14 protein-coding genes and 1 pseudogene are annotated in these 17,854 nt (G+C 45.1%); all 15 read left to right on the top strand.

Annotation, left to right across the window (positions count from 1 at the left end; all coding sequences use genetic code 11):
- A pseudogene (locus tag ACTG2G_RS02750) lies at window positions 1-581 on the top strand (sugar phosphate nucleotidyltransferase); the annotation flags it as partial.
- 60 nt (window positions 582-641) lie between these two features.
- The gene (gene rfbC, locus ACTG2G_RS02745; RefSeq protein WP_439985158.1) at window positions 642-1,211 is read left to right on the top strand and encodes a dTDP-4-dehydrorhamnose 3,5-epimerase; all 570 of its coding nucleotides are present in this window, start codon (window positions 642-644) and stop codon (window positions 1,209-1,211) included.
- 50 nt (window positions 1,212-1,261) lie between these two features.
- Window positions 1,262-2,065: an ABC transporter permease gene (locus tag ACTG2G_RS02740; protein ID WP_439985157.1), complete on the top strand. Its 804-nt coding sequence runs from the start codon at window positions 1,262-1,264 to the stop codon at window positions 2,063-2,065.
- Between the two features lies 1 nt (window position 2,066).
- A complete protein-coding gene (locus ACTG2G_RS02735; protein ID WP_206900194.1) occupies window positions 2,067-3,296 on the top strand; it encodes an ABC transporter ATP-binding protein in 1,230 nt (409 codons plus the stop codon).
- Window positions 3,296-4,531, top strand: coding sequence for a class I SAM-dependent methyltransferase (locus tag ACTG2G_RS02730; RefSeq protein ID WP_439985156.1), 1,236 nt, complete (start codon window positions 3,296-3,298; stop codon window positions 4,529-4,531). Before ACTG2G_RS02735 ends, ACTG2G_RS02730 begins: the two co-directional genes overlap by 1 nt.
- A gap of 76 nt (window positions 4,532-4,607) precedes the next feature.
- Window positions 4,608-6,812 carry a glycosyltransferase gene (locus ACTG2G_RS02725; RefSeq protein WP_439985155.1) on the top strand — a complete coding sequence of 735 codons (2,205 nt, stop codon included), beginning with the start codon at window positions 4,608-4,610 and terminating at the stop codon, window positions 6,810-6,812.
- Entirely contained in the window at window positions 6,809-7,849 is a 1,041-nt protein-coding gene (locus tag ACTG2G_RS02720) for an acyltransferase family protein (RefSeq protein ID WP_265784317.1), read from the top strand. The genes ACTG2G_RS02725 and ACTG2G_RS02720 overlap by 4 nt, the downstream gene beginning before the upstream one ends.
- A 322-nt stretch (window positions 7,850-8,171) precedes the next feature.
- Window positions 8,172-8,978 carry a glycosyltransferase family 2 protein gene (locus ACTG2G_RS02715; RefSeq protein ID WP_265784316.1) on the top strand — a complete coding sequence of 269 codons (807 nt, stop codon included), beginning with the start codon at window positions 8,172-8,174 and terminating at the stop codon, window positions 8,976-8,978.
- A complete protein-coding gene (locus tag ACTG2G_RS02710; RefSeq protein ID WP_421386261.1) occupies window positions 8,978-9,934 on the top strand; it encodes a UDP-glucose 4-epimerase family protein in 957 nt (318 codons plus the stop codon). Before ACTG2G_RS02715 ends, ACTG2G_RS02710 begins: the two co-directional genes overlap by 1 nt.
- A complete protein-coding gene (locus ACTG2G_RS02705; protein WP_439985154.1) occupies window positions 9,934-10,959 on the top strand; it encodes an MraY family glycosyltransferase in 1,026 nt (341 codons plus the stop codon). Before ACTG2G_RS02710 ends, ACTG2G_RS02705 begins: the two co-directional genes overlap by 1 nt.
- A complete protein-coding gene (locus ACTG2G_RS02700) occupies window positions 10,956-12,941 on the top strand; it encodes a polysaccharide biosynthesis protein (protein ID WP_439985153.1) in 1,986 nt (661 codons plus the stop codon). The genes ACTG2G_RS02705 and ACTG2G_RS02700 overlap by 4 nt, the downstream gene beginning before the upstream one ends.
- Before the next feature lie 777 nt (window positions 12,942-13,718).
- Window positions 13,719-14,786, top strand: a complete 1,068-nt coding sequence (locus ACTG2G_RS02695; RefSeq protein ID WP_439985152.1) for an undecaprenyl-phosphate alpha-N-acetylglucosaminyl 1-phosphate transferase — start codon at window positions 13,719-13,721, stop codon at window positions 14,784-14,786.
- A gap of 104 nt (window positions 14,787-14,890) precedes the next feature.
- The gene (rfbB, locus tag ACTG2G_RS02690) at window positions 14,891-15,976 is read left to right on the top strand and encodes a dTDP-glucose 4,6-dehydratase (RefSeq protein ID WP_439985151.1); all 1,086 of its coding nucleotides are present in this window, start codon (window positions 14,891-14,893) and stop codon (window positions 15,974-15,976) included.
- Complete coding sequence (rfbD, locus tag ACTG2G_RS02685; protein ID WP_335838261.1) at window positions 15,976-16,863, top strand: dTDP-4-dehydrorhamnose reductase; 888 nt, start codon at window positions 15,976-15,978, stop codon at window positions 16,861-16,863. Before rfbB ends, rfbD begins: the two co-directional genes overlap by 1 nt.
- Window positions 16,864-16,975: 112 nt before the next feature.
- On the top strand, window positions 16,976-17,854 hold the full coding sequence (gene rfbA, locus ACTG2G_RS02680) for a glucose-1-phosphate thymidylyltransferase RfbA (RefSeq protein WP_439985150.1): 879 nt from the start codon (window positions 16,976-16,978) through the stop codon (window positions 17,852-17,854).

Raw genomic sequence — 17,854 nt, 5'->3', positions numbered from 1 at the left:
CGGGTCAGACCCCTGTGCTCTGGTACTCGGCGACAACATCTTCTACGGTCATGACCTGCAGAAACAGTTGGAAGCCGCAGCGGCCAAAGAGAGTGGCGCTACCGTCTTTGCCTACCATGTGCATGACCCCGAGCGTTATGGGGTGGTGGAATTTGATAAAGAAGGTACCGCTATCTCTCTGGAAGAGAAGCCGTTGAAGCCCAAGAGTAACTATGCGGTCACCGGCCTCTATTTCTACGACAACAGCGTGTGGAATATCGCCAAAGAGCCTGAAGCCGTCGCCCCGTGGTGAGCTGGAAATCACCGATGTGAACCGTATCTACCTGGAGCAAGGTAATCTGTCGGTGGCCATGATGGGCCGTGGTTATGCCTGGTTGGATACCGGTACCCATGAAAGCCTGATTGAAGCGAGCAACTTTATTCAGACCATTGAGACCCGTCAGGGGTTGAAGGTGGCCTGTCCGGAAGAGATTGCCTATCGCCAGAAGTTTATCAGTGCTGACCAGATACGTATTCTTGCAGCGCCACTGGCAAAGAATGCGTACGGCCAATATTTGTTAAAAATGGTTGCCAAAGCCTGATGTGATATGGGGGAGGGAAGTTGCGCCCCCATAAAGATTGAATTGAATGCGGGTAGACAGATGAATGTAATCAAGACAGCAATCCCTGATGTGCTTATTTTTGAACCAAAAGTATTTGGTGATGAACGTGGTTTTTTCTTTGAGAGTTTCAACCACAAGTTGTTTGAAGAGGCGGTAGGATATCCGGTGACTTTTGTACAGGATAATCACTCCAAATCGTCAAAAGGGGTATTGCGCGGCTTGCACTATCAGTTGCCGCCTCATGCTCAAGGCAAGCTGGTGCGTTGTGTAGCTGGTGAAGTATTTGATGTGGCGGTCGATATCCGCAAAAGCTCACCGACCTTTGGACAATGGGTTGGAGTACACCTATCCGAGGAAAACAAGCGACAGTTGTGGATCCCGGAAGGGTTTGCACATGGTTTTGTCACACTGACAGAAACGGCTGAGTTTTTGTACAAAACAACCAATTACTATGCTCCACAGTGTGAGCGTGCAATTATTTGGAGTGATACATTCTTGAATATTGAATGGCCATGTCATGGACGTCCAAATATATCTAAAAAGGATAAGTCTGGTTTATCTTTCCTTGATGCTGATTATTTTAATTACATCTCAGTTGAAAACTATTGATCAACCATGTTTCTCATGTTGTGATTTTTGCCGCAAAAAGGCGAATTAATATGTCAAAGCAAATTGTTAATTTTATAAAATCCATTCTATCCAATAGAAACATACTGATTTCTTTAGTGAAAGACGACTTTCGAAGTAAGTATGTCAATAACTTGCTTGGTGTTTTTTGGGCTTTTATTCAACCGACTTTCACAATAGTTATTTTTTGGTTCGTGTTTGAAATGGGCTTTCGAAATGGCCCCATTAATGACACTCCATTTATATTGTGGCTTATATCTGGAATGATTCCATGGTTTTACATTAGTGAGAGCTTAAGCATTACAACTAACTCTATAAAAGATAATGCTTTCCTAGTTAAGAAAATTGTTTTTGAAGTAAGCTTATTACCTATAGTTAAGTTGTGCTCAGCATTTATCGTTCATGCATTCTTTGTAGCTTTCATGTTGGTAATGTTTATTTTATATGGATATGAACCAAACTTATATTGGTTGCAACTTTTTTATTATGTTTTTTGTGCAACAGTAATGATGTTAGGAGTTGCATGGTTAACCAGCAGCATAGTTGTGTTTTTTAATGATTTAACTCAAATCATATCGATGGTTATACAGTTTGGCTTTTGGTTAACTCCTATTTTTTGGCAATTAAATATGTTGCCTAATAGTTTGCAGTGGATCTTTAAACTAAATCCCATTTATTATATTGTACAGGGTTTTAGAGATAGCTTGATTGATAACGTTTGGTTTTGGGAAAAGCCTGCACAAATTCTATGTTTTTGGTTATTAACGCTAACTATTTTAATTTTAGGTTCTTCAGTTTTTAAAAAGTTAAGACCTCACTTTGCGGATGTTTTATAAAATGAAAAATGAAATCGCAATTTCCGTCAAACACATTTGCAAAAGTTATAAACTATATGATCAGCCCAAGGATCGTTTGAAAGAAGCTTTGAATTTTTTTAATAAAAAATATCATCATGAGTATCATGCGCTCAATGATGTATGCTTTACCGTAAATAAGGGTGAAACAGTCGGTATTTTAGGTAAAAATGGTGCGGGTAAGAGTACTTTACTTAAAATAATTACCGGTGTGTTAACTCCATCCTCTGGGAACGTTGAAGTTAATGGAAAAATATCTTCCCTTCTAGAGTTAGGCGCTGGTTTTAATGCTGAGTATACTGGATTGGAGAATATATACTTTCAAGGTGCTTTGATGGGGTTTACACATGATGAGATGCGGAATAGATGTGATGAAATTCTTTCCTTTGCTGATATAGGTGAATTCATTCACCAGCCAGTTAAGATGTACAGCAGTGGTATGTTTGCTCGGTTGGCATTTTCCGTTGCTATTCATGTTAGTCCAGACATTCTAATTGTTGATGAAGCCCTAGCTGTTGGAGATCAGGCGTTTCAACATAAATGTATGGATAGAATGCATCAGATGATGCAAGAGGGAATTACAATTTTGTTTGTATCTCATGATATAAATAGTGTGAAACGATTTTGTAATAAGGCAATTTGGATTTTAGATGGAAAAATAAAGCTTAGCGGCAATGTAAATGAAGTTACCGACCGCTACCTTGATTTTTTGAAAATTGCTGACGCACCCACTTCGGGAAGTGAGTTAAAAAGCAACAATGATGTGCAAACTCAAGAACAGTTCAATCCTAACGCTGTAGTTACTATAAAAAAATTAACTATCAAAGATGATTGTGGTCACATCGTTAGTCGGGTTAGTAAATATACTCCGTTGTTCATTGATATTGAATATGAAGTATTTGATGACTCTATCGATAGCCCTGTGTTAGGTATCGCTCTACATAGTCTTGATAATAAATATATTTGTGGTTTGAATACACTGCTCGATAAAAAAGAAATACCTTGGGTAAAAGGAATAAATTGCTACCGATTAGAGTATACTTGTGGTATTCGTGTTTTAGGTGGAACATATTTTTTTGATTGTGCGATCATGGAAAAAACAGCCACAATTCCTTTTGAATATAGAGCCCGTTTCAGAGAAATAGTAGTTGCTGGGGAATATGAAGCTGAGGGAGTATTTGTTATTCCTCATGAATGGAGCGAAACACCATAATGAGTAAATACAACGTTGAGTTGGATCTTGAAACCGAAAACAGCTTATCAATAATAATAAAACAAATTCGCCCCAAAGCAAGAGTTTTAGAGTTTGGTCCTGCTCACGGTCGCTTAACTAGATACTTAAAAGAGTCATTGGATTGTATAGTTGATATCATTGAATTAGATGAAAACGCAGGTAAAGAAGCATCATTCTACGCGAGGCATGCTCTAATAGGTAGTGAGCTGGGTAATATTGAAAATTACCAATGGGAAAGCAAGCTAGACGGCAATAAATATGATTTTATAATTTTTGCTGATGTGCTAGAACATTTGTATTCGCCCAGTAAAGTATTGCAATCAATTAAGTCATTCCTTTCCAATAATGGGGTTGTTATTATATCTGTACCTAATGTTGGGCATGATGGTGTATTATTGGAGTTATTTAATGAGGAGTTTAATTACCGAGATACCGGCCTTTTGGATGATACGCACATCCGATTTTTTACCTATCAAAATCTCTTGAATATGGTGAATGATAGTGGATTTTTTGCTATAAAAGAGGCTGCTTATTATGCCGAGGTTTTGCAGACAGAGTTTTCTAAATATTTTACAAAAACAACGCCGATTAACTTTGATGAGCGTGTTTATGGGAACGTATATCAGTTCATATTTACGCTAGCCCCTCGCGAACGTTGTATAGCTGAGGTTAACATTGAGAAATTAAAATCAAAAAGAGATTCGAGGCATCTGGTAAAGTTATATATAAAGGAAGCTGGAGACATCGATTTTTCAGAGGAAAAAGCGTTATGTGCACGGCTTACGGATGATAGAGTTTCTTTTAATTTAGATAAGTTCTCTAATGTTGTTGAGTTAAGGCTGGATCCTGGTGAACAAAGTGGAATAGTAAGTGTGGTTGATTTTTCTCCAGCTATAAATTTAATAAAACATAATGCAAATATCAAGATCGATAGAAATTTCATATTTGATAATATAGATCCTCAACTTTTATTTACAGTTGAACATGCTATTAAAGATGTATACTTTGATATTTTGATAGACGCAATCCCTTTAAATGTTATTAATAAACTTCTATTGCCAATTAATAAAACAATAAAAGAAATAGAGTCCATAGCGACATTACAGAAAAAAATAATTATTGAGCAACAACTTTGTTTGGATGAGATTAATAACTCAAGGGCTTGGAAGTTAATTGCTTTTTTAAAGCGCATATCTAACGCATTTATTAGATGATTTTATTGCTCTGAAATCTGTTCTTTAACTTCCCATGTTATCTTTGAATTGCATAATCCAAATTTAAGGTAAGAGTATGAAAAATAGAAACTCTCTTGATATTATTATTCCTGTTTATCGTGGTTTGGAAGAGACCCGAGAGTGTATTTTATCATTATTGCCAAGTATGCCTGAATGGGCACAATTAATTGTTATTAACGATTGCTCACCAGAACCTGAACTAACAACATGGCTGAGAGAACAAGCCGATGTACTAGGTTTTAAACTTTATGAGAACGAAGTTAATAAGGGCTTTGTTGGCACAGTTAACTTTGGGATGCGTTTGCATAAAGATCGAGATGTACTCTTGCTTAATAGTGACGTAGAAGTCTCTCATTCAGATTGGTTGCATCGGATGCAACAAGCCGCATACAGCAATGAGCGGGTTGCCAGTTTGACACCTTTTTCTAATAATGCGACGATCTGTAGTTTCCCTCATTTTTGTCAAGATAATGCTCTTTATTCTGGCCTCGATGTTAATGCACTTGATCGCCTTTTCTCTACATTGCCCCTCGAAAATGAGCTAGTTGAAGTACCAACAGGGGTTGGATTTTGCATGTATATCCGGCGTGATTGCTTGGATGTTGTCGGTTATTTTGATGAGGAGACCTTTGGCAAGGGGTATGGAGAGGAGAATGATTGGTGCCAACGAGCACAAAAGTTGGGATGGAAGAATTATCACCAATTAAATGTGTTTGCCTACCATAAAGGCGGTGTCAGTTTTCTGGATGAAGGGGATCCAAGAAAAGCTCGTGCATTAGAGCTGCTTAATACACTACACCCTAATTATACCCGCGATGTCATGGCATTCATTGCACAAGATCCTGCAAGACAGGCTAGGATGATGGCTAAAGTAAGATACATTGCTGAGACGGGTCTCCCAGTAGTCTTAGCCGTAGCACATCACCTCGGTGGTGGGGTAGCTCAACATGTTTCTGAGCTAGCATCATATTATTTGGGAAAGGTATTGTTTCTCCGTCTAACTCCTGGGGGTAGAGAAGGATATGTTAATCTTTATTTGAGTGCCTTTAACGGTGATAAGAGCGATGCATTTGTATTCAATATTCACACAGAATATGAATTATTAGTGAGCTTCTTGCGAGACCTCAGAGTTAGTCGTGTACATTTTCACCATAGCATGGGTCTGCCACCACGCACCTGGTTGCTACCTAGTTCGCTAGGAATTTCCTATGATGTGACGATTCATGATTATTATATGTTAAATGGTAATCCAACGCTTACAGATCGCTATGGACAATTTGTGAGCGAGGATAATCAAAATTATGATGATATATGTAGAGATGCTGCACAAATCAGTGTTTCTGGCGAGGAATGGCGCAGCGGTATATTTCCCTTACTTTCTCGAGCTGAGCGAATTATTTATCCTAGTCAAGATGTATATCAGCGCTTTAGTAGGCTTTATGGGAATAAGAGCGAGCTATCTAGCAAGGCAATTATTACATACCATCCAGATGCTTATCGTTACCCAGAACCTAAGCAGGCCCATAAACCAGGCGACCCCCTACGTGTACTTATCCTTGGTGCTTTAAGTCGGGAAAAGGGAGCTGATCTACTAGAACAAGTCGCCTTGCTGTGTGATCCAAATAAGATAGAGTTTCATCTACTAGGTTATGGTTATCGCCCCTTGCGTGGGGTTGTGAATCATGGTGCGTATAGACTGGATCAACTTGAAGAGAAACTTGATAGTATTAAACCTCATGTTGTCTGGTTCCCTGCTTTATGGCCTGAGACATACAGTTATACATTATCCATTGCACTTGAACATACATATCCTGTTGTATGTCCGAATATTGGTGCTTTTGTCGAGCGTATCGAAAATAGAAATCACTCTTTACTATTACCATGGAATATCAAACCCATTGATTGTGCAGCATTTTGGCGTGCTTATGCCCAAGGCGCCGAGTTAAGCGATTTCGTGGTGTCGAGTGAAGTTTGTGATGAAATAGAGAGAGATGATATCTTCTATCAAGAGAAATACCTGAGTGGCTTGGCAGTTTTGACACCTGTTGATGGTTCTAAATTAGTCAAGAAGTGGAATGAAAAGCTAAATATTGCTCCTAGTGCTGTACTGTTATCAAGAAAAGAACAATTTTTACAGTATCTATGGAAAGTTAGAAATATGCCCTTTGTTAGTTCATTGGCACGTTTCATTCCGTTTAAATTGCAGAGAGCAATAAAGCGCTTGCTGAGTCGTAAACCAATGCACGAGATTATTAAATGACTGCTCGATTAGAATCATTGGACGTATTGCGAGGTGTTGCGGCTTTATTGGTATTGTTTTATCACATGGAAGAGTTAAGTGTGGCCGTTTGGCCACATATATTTTATTGGGGATGGGTAGGCGTTGATCTATTTTTTGTGTTAAGTGGATTTTTTATTTGCCTTTGTGTAATTAGACCTCGTGAGTGGAAAGTAATTAATTTTCTTAAACGTAGATTCCTGCGCATCGCACCACCTTACTATGTATCTATGTTGCTCACTATTACATTTAGTGGTTTTTATTTCATTACTACATCCAATGGTATTGTGCATACCGTAGCGCACCTTTTATTTATACACTCTTATTTAGAACAAACACATGGTTCCATTAATGGAGCTTATTGGTCGTTAGGTGTTGAATTTTCGTTCTATATATTCATGGCTGTTACTGCTTGCTTTTTACGCTCTACTAGTAAGAAGTATATTATATTGTTTGGTATGTTTATAGTCGCTTGGTTATGGCGTTATATTATTTATTTATATTTTAATGGTCAACCCATGCAGGAATTCATCTGGTCTACTCAAGTGATTGGTATGTTGGATGAATTTGCTATAGGTTGTTTCATCGCCTTTGTTTATGCCGATTGTTTAGTTCAAGCAAAACATCCAAGGAACTATGTTGCATTTTTGCTGCTTATTACAGGCTTTATTTTAATTGTCAGTTTCGTTAAAAATTTGGACGATACATTTTGGATAGAAGTATCTTCGATGGTATTTTCCAGAACCTATTTGGCTTTGGGATTTGGGATGATTATTTTTGCATTTATCATGCTTGAGCGAAATAAATGGTTTGTTCGTTTATGTCGATGGTCTGGTCTATCATTTATCGGCATGATCAGTTTCAGCATCTATCTTTATCACATGCCGATCATAAATGCTGCGAATCAGGTGAAGGGCATGATTTCGTCACCAATGTTATTATCAACATCTATTATTGTGATGGTTTTATTTATGGGGTCATTTTCATTTTATTTTATTGAGCGTAGGTTTATGCGATGATTCTTACAAAATAACAATGTCGTATTTAAAAACATATGTTTTAGTGTAATGTCTGCAGTGGGCTTTTAATTTCACGCTCGTTGTGATTGATACAATGATTTTTATGTATTGTAAAGCTAATGGTTTAAGCGTTCTCTATTTTATGGACCATGCAATTAACCATGTCAAATGAACCTATAATAATCGATAGAAAGCGCTGGCTCGATACTTGTACAGTCAGCTTTTATTATCATGGCATGAAAGGTTAATATAGTTACTATGCTAACTCTATCTTTTTTCACTTGTGACTTTGTGAGCGCAATATTTTGCTATGGTAAATAGTATGCCCAAGTCCTATCTAACTATTGGTGTGGTCGCTTATTGTACTGAAAAGGCGATGATAGCAAGCACTCTCAACAAACTACAGAGAGCAATCACTGAAGCTGGGGTTGTTAGTTCCTTGATAGTTGTAGATCACTCTCCATCGAGTGATTTTGCTATTCAAAATGAAGATATAAGCAAGAGCTTTATAGGTGTTCACGACTTGATTTTTGCACAGTCAAATCCTGGATTTGGTGCTGGCCATAACCGCGCATTGCAGACTGATGCTAAATATCATCTTATCCTTAACCCCGATCTTGAAGTCGCCCCGGATGCACTGAAAAATGCACTCGAATTTATGGAGCAACATCCGGATTGCGGATTATTGACGCCTTTCGCAACATGGGAGGATGGTAAGGTACAACGGCTCTGCAAACGCTATCCAACCGTATTTGATCTATTGTTGCGTGGATTTGCTCCTGCGAGTGTGAAGAAGTTATTCCAGACGCGCTTGGCAAAATATGAGATGGCAGATCAGCTCAACAATCATGACGTGCTGTGGGACCCACCCATTGTCAGTGGTTGTTTTATGCTGTTTCGCACAGATGTATTGCAGCAGCTCGGAGGATTTGACCCTCGCTTTTTCCTCTATTTTGAAGATTTTGACATCAGTTTACGGGCAGGAAAGATCAGCCGGATTGCCTATGTCCCTCAGGTGAAGGTCGTTCATCACGGTGGTCATGCATCCCGCAAAGGCTGGCGCCATATCTGGATGTTTGGGCGTTCCATGGTGACGTTCTTCAATATTCACGGTTGGCGTTGGTGGTAATGGCAGATATCAAAAGTACAGTCTTGGTCACCGGTGCCAACGGATTTGTAGGCAAAGCGGTCTGTGAACACCTGATTAGATGTGGAGCCAATGTGAAAGGTGCGGTGCGATGTTACCCGCTGGCTTCTTACCAGGTTCAGGCTCCCTCTTTGACTGAGGATGCCGACTGGACGGCCCAATTGCAACAAGTGGATGTGGTTGTTCACTGTGCAGCCAGGGTCCATGTGATGTCGGATACCGCGACAGATCCCCTGGCGGCTTTTCGAGCAGTGAATACAGAGGGGACGCTCACGCTTGCTCGCCAAGCGGCTGACGCAGGAGTAAAGCGCTTCATTTTTATCAGTTCGATCAAAGTGAATGGCGAGCACACCGAGCCAGGCAAGCCATTTGATGAGCATGTGCAGAGTCCGCCAGAAGATCCCTATGGACGCTCGAAGTATGATGCGGAACAAGGGCTGATGGCGCTTGCGAAAGAGTGTGGTATGGCTGTTACCATCGTTCGTCCTCCTCTTATCTATGGAGAAGGAGTGAAGGCTAACTTTGCCAGTATGATGACGTGGGTGCGCAAAGGGATCCCGCTACCCTTTGCCCGTCTGAACAATGCGCGCAGCCTGTTGGCGTTGCCTAATCTGTGTGACTTTATTTCCCATGCGATGGAGCACCCAGCCGCAGTGAACCAGGTCTTTCTGGTTGCAGATCCTGTCGCGATGTCGACATCAAAGTTGCTTGCAGCGATTGCTGATGCAGAAGGTGTTCCCTGTAGGCTGTTTTATACCCCACCAAGGTTGATAAGGGGGCTTGGCCGCTGTTTGGGGATTGATTCCAAGTTGCAGCGTATTTATGGCTCTCTGGAAATGGATACCAGTAAGGCACAGAGCCGATTACAATGGTCGGCACCCTGTTCGCTCTCTCAGACCCTATCTTTGATGGCATCTTCCCATAACGAGTCACCTTGATGTTTGCATTTGTTCTTTTTTTGATGTTGTGCCTGCTTTGTTCAGTTACTGGTACTGGTTTACTCCGGCGTTATGCTCTGAACCACTTGCTTGACCAGCCCAATCATCGCAGTTCACATCAGGTGCCTACTCCGAGAGGTGGTGGCATGGCTATCGTGGCGACCTTTCTGCTGGCAGCGCCTTTGTTTGTCGCCCTGCTCCCGCTGCCCTATGGCATATCTCATGGTAGTTTCGCTTTGATATGGACTGCAGCATTGGCCATTGCATTGGTTGGTTTTATCGATGATCACATCTCTCTCAAGCCCAGAACCCGCCTGATTGTGCAGAGCATGGCGGCAGCCTTGGTGGTATCTGCTGTTGATGGTTTGCCAGAGCTGACCTTCTTTGGCTGGCAGCTGGATCTTGCCTGGTTTGGTTATCTAATCGCTTGGCTGGGGGTGATCTGGTTTATCAATCTGTACAACTTTATGGATGGCATCGATGGCTTGGCGGCCAGTGAGGCCGTTATCGTTTGCCTGTTCATGGCTTTATTTCATTATCTCGTTGGGGGTGAGTGGTCATCTGCCAGTTTGCCCCTGCTACTGGGGGTCTCGGCGGCGGGCTTCTTGTGCTGGAATTTTCCGCCAGCCAGGATCTTTATGGGGGATGGCGGCAGTGGTTTTCTTGGCTTGATGCTGGCTTCTCTGATGTTGCTGGATGCCGCTTCTGCCCCTCAATTTCTGTGGGGCTGGCTTGTTATGCTCGGAGTCTTTGTAGTCGACGCCACCTGGACCTTGTTGAATCGCTATCGTCTAAAGTGCCGCCTGAGTGAAGCCCATCGTACTCATGCATTTCAATATGCTGCAAGGCGCTGGCAAAGCCATCGACGCGTGACTTCGGCGGTGCTGCTGATAAATTGCCTCTGGCTTGCGCCTATCGCTGCGATGATTGTTTCTGATCAGATCGATGGTTTTCTCGGGTTGTCGATTGCTTACTTGCCGTTAACCTATCTTGCGTATTACCTGAATGCAGGAGTGCCGGAATGAAACATCAGTTGTTGCCTATGGGGAGTTGGTTGCTCACTTTCCTTGGTTCCTTGTCCCGGACTAGTAAGCGCGCAGTGTCTGTCACAGTCGATGTCATGCTCATCACAATGACATATTGGGGGGCCTACTGGATCAGGCTGGAGCGCAGCTGGCCAATCGATAGCCCTCATCACTGGGCACTGCTAGGGGCAATCATCATTGTCAGTATCGGTCTATTTGTTCGTCTGGGGTTGTATCGTGCGGTATTGCGATATGTCAGTTTTCGAGTGCTCTGGACAATCTTGTTAGGGGCATTTCTTTCTACCTGTTTCTTCGTTATATCTGCGTTTTACTTCGATATCTTCTTGCCCAGAACGGTATCGGTTATCTATCTCTCCTTTCTGGTGCTGCTGGTCGGTGGTGTGCGCTTGTTCTTTCGGGCCTTGCTTAATACTACCCGTTTGGCTCGTACGCAGGTATTGATCTATGGAGCTGGCTCTTCTGGGCGCCAGCTACAGGTGGCATTGCTGCAAGGTAATGAGTTTTATCCAGTCGCCTTTGTTGATGATGATCCCGCCAAACAGGGCTGCGTTATCCAGGGATGCACCGTCTATCACAGTGCCCAACTGCCAACTCTGATTGAGCTCCATGGTGTCCAGAAGATCTTGCTGGCTATGCCGAGCAGCACCAGGGCTCGCCGTCAGGAGGTGATCAATGCACTTGAGCCCCTCTCTTGCGAAGTGCTCTCTATCCCGGGCATGGCCGATTTGGTTAATGGTTCTGCACGTATCGATCAGCTCAATGAGGTCTCTATCGACGATCTGTTGGGCAGAGACCCTGTAGAACCTGTGACGAGATTGATGGAGGCCAATATCACAGGTAAGGCTGTCATGGTGACTGGTGCCGGAGGATCAATCGGTTCTGAGCTCTGTCGCCAGATCTTGCGGTGCCACCCCTCTACGCTTGTATTGTTCGAGTTATCTGAATATGCCCTCTATGACCTGCATAAAAATTTAAGTGAGCAGTGCCAGCGCGAAGGGATCGCAACTGAGCTAATACCGCTATTAGGATCTGTGCAGCGTCAGCATCGCCTCAAAACAGTGATGCAGAGCTTTCGGATCCAGACCGTCTACCACGCAGCAGCTTACAAACATGTGCCACTGGTCGAGTTCAATATCATCGAAGGGGTGCGTAACAACGTTTTTGGCACCCTCTATGCGGCACAAGCTGCTATTGAAGCCGGAGTGGAAACGTTTGTACTGATCTCAACTGATAAAGCGGTACGCCCGACCAATACCATGGGGGCTAGCAAGCGTATGGCTGAGTTAGTCTTGCAAGCGTTGACCCGTGAAAAGCATCAAACCCGTTTTTGCATGGTGCGTTTTGGTAATGTGCTCGGTTCTTCTGGCTCAGTAGTCCCGTTGTTTAGACAACAGATAGACAAAGGTGGGCCCATCACCTTGACTCACCCCGATATCATTCGTTATTTCATGACCATTCCTGAGGCAGCCCAGTTGGTGATCCAGGCGGGCGCAATGGGGGAGGGAGGCGATGTTTTCGTGCTCGATATGGGGCAACCGGTACGGATCATGGAGTTGGCCAAACGCATGATACGCCTCAGCGGCCTGACACTGCGTGATGAGCAGCGGCCCGATGGTGATATCGCCATCGAGGTAACGGGGTTGCGGCCGGGTGAAAAGCTCTACGAAGAGTTACTGATTGGTGATGATGCCAGAGGAACCGAGCATCCCAGGATCATGGTGGCACAAGAGTGCTGGTTGCCCTGGTCGCGACTGCGCCCTTTGTTAGCGTCATTGGATGATGCTTGCCACCACTTTGATCACCAGCAAGTACGTGACATCCTGATGAATGCTCCGGCTGCATTTGAACCAACAGATGGTATTTGTGATCTGGTGTGGCTTGCCAGAAAACAGGCCAAATCACAAGATAATGTCGTGTCGTTGCCCTCTCACAACATCGAGTTTTTGCTTGCAAAAAACTGATTTGCTTGGATGCTGGTGTCATTGGGCTGCTTGTGCTTTTGGTTAAATAACCTGCATTTGGACTAACTTGGCTACTAATTTCATCAAACGGCTGGTATTATAAGGCCCTTATTGAAAGGGCATATCTGTGTTTCTGTGCCCCTAAATAGGTTGATTAGGCAAGACCCATGATATCTTGCACGAAAGGCGGCAAGTCTTGTCGGTCACACCACGAGTAATGGATTGAGCTGTGGTGCGATGATCTCGTCATGTCTCTTACCATTTGTTTGACAATTAGGTAGATTTTTGAGCGGGCTGAGGGCTGTAACTCAGGGGCGGTAGCTTATCTTTTTTACGGTAATTCGAACATTGCTTGGTCAAATGAGTGGCCGCAAAAGATAATAAATACAACATATTACACTGCGATAACAAATACAACATATTACACTACTGTTGTGGTGCATATTTTGTATGTTTGCTCAAAGTGTTAGCGCGAGGCTAGCCCAAGCATTGTGTATTGGGGTGGAAAAACCTCTGACAGAGATATTGCTATAACAAACCCTTTACTATTTGAAAGGGGAAGGCACATTCAATGATCTCTACGAGCTTTACGTGATGCCAGAGACTTGATCTGTAACAGATGTGAAATCTTATTTTTAATAGCTTTTATAAGAACAATTATGCAGTTCAGTAAGATGTCGTTAGGACACGGGGTTGATTTAGTAGATTAATGATGCGCTCAAGTTCGCAAGGATGCGCTCTTTTGTGCAATTAAAGAGATAGTACAGGGATAAAATCATGGAAATGTCAGGTTTAGTAGCTTTTATTGGCACGGCATTAGCGATCGCATTGTTGCGTCCGCTGGCTGGTAAGTTGCAACTGGTAGACATGCCGAACCAACGCAAACAGCATGTGGGGGCCATTCCACTGATTGGTGGTTTGGCTGTCAGTATAGGTGTGTATCTCAGTGTTTTTATGACGATGCCGCTTTCTCTTCCTTTGTTGATGTTACTACTCTGTGCTGGTGCTATGATGGTGATTGGTGCGGTGGATGACGCGCTCGATATCTCACCCAAGTTACGACTCGGACTGCAAGCGTTACTCATCGTTATTCTATGCCTCTCAACTGAAGTCGGTTTGCATAACTTCGGTGACCTACTGGGACTCGGTGATATTCACTTGCCTTGGGGTGAGGTTATTGTCGCAGTGCTGGCTGTTTGTGCTGCGGTGAATGCCTTCAATATGATGGATGGCATCGATGGGCTCGCGGGCTCAATGGCTGGGATCAGCTTGGTTGGGCTGGCTACGTTGTTCAGCAATACCATGCCAGAAATGGCAAATTTCTGTTTAGTGATTGCAATTGCACTAGTGCCTTATCTGGCAATCAACCTCACCATCCCACCCTTTAAGCGCAAGATCTTTATGGGTGATGCTGGCTCTATGTTTTTGGGTTTCATCATTGGTTTTTTGGTTATTTATGGTTCACAAGTCACCGAGCAACGCCCCGCATTCAGGCCTGTGATGGCTCTTTGGCTGATGGGGCTGCCGCTGATTGATATGGTAGGGATTATGATCCGCCGTATTCGCAAAGGTCAATCGCCGCTCAAGGCTGACCGTAATCACCTGCACCATATTCTGTTGCATGCTGGATTTACCCATCGTGAAGCACTACTACTAATGGTTGTTAGTAATGTTGGTATTGTTTTTATGGGTATATTGGCTGAAATAGCAAAGTTATCTGAATGGTCAATGATGGCTATCTATTTGCTGTTCATTGCTGGTTATGTGCTTGCCATTAATTACGCCTGGCGAGTGGGGCGCTGGATAAAAAGCAGCAAGAGTCAAGTTCGTAACAATAGTCATTGACTAGTGCACGTGCACTATCAAACCTAGGCTAAGAACATATTAACACCCTTCATTTTTGTCTCTCGGAGAGAGGCATTTAACTTCAACATGGCCTAATAAATAGAATGAAAATCCTTGTAACAGGCGGCGCAGGCTTTATCGGCTCTGCCGTGGTGCGCCATATTATCCGTGATACCCAGGATGCCGTTATCAATCTCGATAAACTCACCTATGCCGGCAATCTGGAATCCCTGGCCGATGTATCGACAAGCGAGCGTTATGCGTTTGAGCAAGTGGATATCTGCAATCGCGCCGAGCTGGATCGGGTGTTTGCCCTGCACCAGCCGGATGCGGTGATGCATCTGGCCGCCGAGAGCCATGTTGACCGCTCCATCACAGGCCCGGCTGACTTTATCGAGACCAATATCGTTGGCACCTATATGTTGCTGGAAGCGGCACGTGCCTATTGGAACGGTCTGGACGAGGTACGCAAGGCGGTCTTCCGCTTCCACCATATCTCCACCGATGAGGTGTATGGGGATCTGCCCCATCCGGATGAAGTGGCTGCCGGTGAGCCATTGCCGCTCTTTACCGAGACTACCCCCTACGCCCCCAGCAGCCCCTATTCTGCCTCCAAGGCTTCCAGTGACCACCTGGTACGCGCCTGGCGCCGTACCTACGGCCTGCCGACCATTGTCACCAACTGCTCCAACAACTACGGCCCTTATCACTTCCCCGAGAAGCTGATCCCGCTGGTGATCCTCAATGCACTGGATGGCAAGCCGCTGCCGGTCTATGGCAAGGGCGACCAGATCCGTGACTGGCTCTATGTAGAAGATCATGCGCGCGCGCTCTACAAGGTGGTGACTACTGGCTTGGTGGGGGAGACCTACAACATCGGCGGCCACAACGAGAAGCAGAATCTGGAGGTGGTACACACCATCTGCGATCTGCTGGACGAGATGGTGCCGAAGGCGGGCTCTTATCGTGAGCAAATCACCTATGTGGCGGATCGCCCCGGCCACGATCGCCGCTATGCCATCGATGCGACCAAGATGAGTGCCGAGCTTGCTTGGCAACCGCAAGAAACGTTCGAGTCTGGCATTCGCAAAACTGTACAGTGGTATCTGGATAACCAGCAGTGGGTCAGCAACGTCAAGAGCGGTGCCTACCAGTCCTGGATTGAGCAGAATTACGGGGAGCGTATCTGATGCATATCCTGCTGTTTGGCAAAAACGGCCAGGTAGGCTGGGAGCTGCAGCGTGCACTGGCCCCGCTCGGGCGCATCACTGCCGTTGATTTTGACTCCACCGACTATTGTGGCGATTTCAGCAATCCGGCAGGGGTGGCCGAAACGGTACGACTGGTCAAGCCGGATGTGATTGTCAACGCCGCGGCCCATACCGCAGTCGACAAGGCGGAGAGCGAGCGGGAGTTTGCCGAGCTGCTCAACGCGACCAGTGTAGCGGCGATCGCCAAAGAAGCGGAAGCATTGGGTGCCTGGTTGGTGCATTACTCCACCGACTATGTGTTCGATGGTAGCGGCGAGCGCCCCTGGGTTGAAACCGATGCAACTGCACCGCTCAACGTCTATGGCGAAACCAAGCTGGCGGGTGAGCAAGGTGCGTCCCTCTGCTCCCGTCATCTGATCTTCCGTACCAGCTGGGTCTATGCCGCCCGCGGCGCCAACTTTGCCAAGACCATGCTGCGCTTTGGCAAAGAGCGTAGCGAGATGTCAGTGATCAATGACCAGTTCGGCGCACCGACCGGCGCCGAGTTGCTGGCTGATTGCACCGCCCATGCGATCCGTGTTGCGCAGAGTAAACCCGAGGTCGCCGGGCTGTACCATCTGATTGCCTCCGGTACCACCACCTGGTTTGACTACGCCCAGCTGGTGTTTGCCAAAGCCAGAGAGGCTGGCGTTGAACTGGCGGTGACACAACTCAATGCGGTGCCGACCAGCGCCTTCCCGACTCCGGCCAAACGCCCCCATAACTCCCGCCTTGATACCGGCAAATTCCAGCGCACCTTCGATCTGGTGCTGCCGGAGTGGACAGTCGGTGTGGAGCGGATGTTGACCGAGATCCTCGGTAAGTAAATTACTGGCCTGGGATGTAGTGACTGCCTCCCTGGCTGGCAGGGATAAAACAGAAAGGAGTGGCTGCAAGCCACCCTTTTCTTTTGCAATTTAAAAATAAGAAACAAGCATCATGACCAAACGTAAAGGCATTATTCTGGCCGGTGGCTCTGGCACCCGTCTCTATCCTGTGACCATGGCGGTGAGCAAGCAGCTGCTGCCCATCTATGACAAGCCGATGATCTACTATCCGCTGAGCACCCTGATGCTGGCGGGAATTCGCGATATCTTGATCATCAGCACGCCGCAAGATACTCCCCGCTTTGAGCAATTGCTGGGTGACGGTAGCCAGTGGGGTCTGAATTTGCAGTACAAGGTACAACCAAGTCCGGACGGGTTGGCACAAGCCTTTATTCTGGGTGAAGAGTTTATCGGGTCAGACCCCTGTGCTCTGGTACTCGGCGACAACATCTTCTACGGTCATGACCTGCAGAAACAGTTGGAAGCCGCAGCGGCCAAAGAGAGTGGCGCTACCGTCTTTGCCTACCATGTGCATGACCCCGAGCGTTATGGGGTGGTGGAATTTGATAAAGAAGGTACCGCTATCTCTCTGGAAGAGAAGCCGTTGAAGCCCAAGAGTAACTATGCGGTCACCGGCCTCTATTTCTACGACAACAGCGTGGTGGAGATCGCCAAGAGCCTGAAGCCGTCGCCCCGTGGTGAGCTGGAAATCACCGATGTGAACCGTATCTACCTGGAGCAAGGTAATCTGTCGGTGGCCATGATGGGCCGTGGTTATGCCTGGTTGGATACCGGTACCCATGAAAGCCTGATTGAAGCGAGCAACTTTATTCAGACCATTGAGACCCGTCAGGGGTTGAAGGTGGCCTGTCCGGAAGAGATTGCCTATCGCCAGAAGTTTATCAGTGCTGACCAGATACGTATTCTTGCAGCGCCACTGGCAAAGAATGCGTACGGCCAATATTTGTTAAAAATGGTTGCCAAAGCCTGA

This window comes from Aeromonas sp. 55A, from assembly GCF_051919665.1.
Classification (GTDB): Bacteria; Pseudomonadota; Gammaproteobacteria; order Enterobacterales; family Aeromonadaceae; genus Aeromonas; species Aeromonas veronii.
The sequence above is the reverse complement of the archived record's forward strand: the minus strand, read 5'-3'. Positions and strand labels throughout refer to the sequence as shown.

What these genes read in the sequence shown, in the direction of transcription:
- rfbC (WP_439985158.1), top strand. Translation starts at nt 642, where the DNA reads ATGAATGTAATCAAGACAGCAATCCCTGATGTGCTTATTTTTGAACCA.
- rfbD (WP_335838261.1), top strand. Translation starts at nt 15,976, where the DNA reads ATGCATATCCTGCTGTTTGGCAAAAACGGCCAGGTAGGCTGGGAGCTG.
- ACTG2G_RS02740 (WP_439985157.1), top strand. Translation starts at nt 1,262, where the DNA reads ATGTCAAAGCAAATTGTTAATTTTATAAAATCCATTCTATCCAATAGA.
- ACTG2G_RS02720 (WP_265784317.1), top strand. Translation starts at nt 6,809, where the DNA reads ATGACTGCTCGATTAGAATCATTGGACGTATTGCGAGGTGTTGCGGCT.
- ACTG2G_RS02710 (WP_421386261.1), top strand. Translation starts at nt 8,978, where the DNA reads ATGGCAGATATCAAAAGTACAGTCTTGGTCACCGGTGCCAACGGATTT.
- ACTG2G_RS02705 (WP_439985154.1), top strand. Translation starts at nt 9,934, where the DNA reads ATGTTTGCATTTGTTCTTTTTTTGATGTTGTGCCTGCTTTGTTCAGTT.
- ACTG2G_RS02700 (WP_439985153.1), top strand. Translation starts at nt 10,956, where the DNA reads ATGAAACATCAGTTGTTGCCTATGGGGAGTTGGTTGCTCACTTTCCTT.
- ACTG2G_RS02735 (WP_206900194.1), top strand. Translation starts at nt 2,067, where the DNA reads ATGAAAAATGAAATCGCAATTTCCGTCAAACACATTTGCAAAAGTTAT.
- ACTG2G_RS02695 (WP_439985152.1), top strand. Translation starts at nt 13,719, where the DNA reads ATGGAAATGTCAGGTTTAGTAGCTTTTATTGGCACGGCATTAGCGATC.
- rfbB (WP_439985151.1), top strand. Translation starts at nt 14,891, where the DNA reads ATGAAAATCCTTGTAACAGGCGGCGCAGGCTTTATCGGCTCTGCCGTG.
- ACTG2G_RS02725 (WP_439985155.1), top strand. Translation starts at nt 4,608, where the DNA reads ATGAAAAATAGAAACTCTCTTGATATTATTATTCCTGTTTATCGTGGT.
- ACTG2G_RS02715 (WP_265784316.1), top strand. Translation starts at nt 8,172, where the DNA reads ATGCCCAAGTCCTATCTAACTATTGGTGTGGTCGCTTATTGTACTGAA.
- rfbA (WP_439985150.1), top strand. Translation starts at nt 16,976, where the DNA reads ATGACCAAACGTAAAGGCATTATTCTGGCCGGTGGCTCTGGCACCCGT.
- ACTG2G_RS02730 (WP_439985156.1), top strand. Translation starts at nt 3,296, where the DNA reads ATGAGTAAATACAACGTTGAGTTGGATCTTGAAACCGAAAACAGCTTA.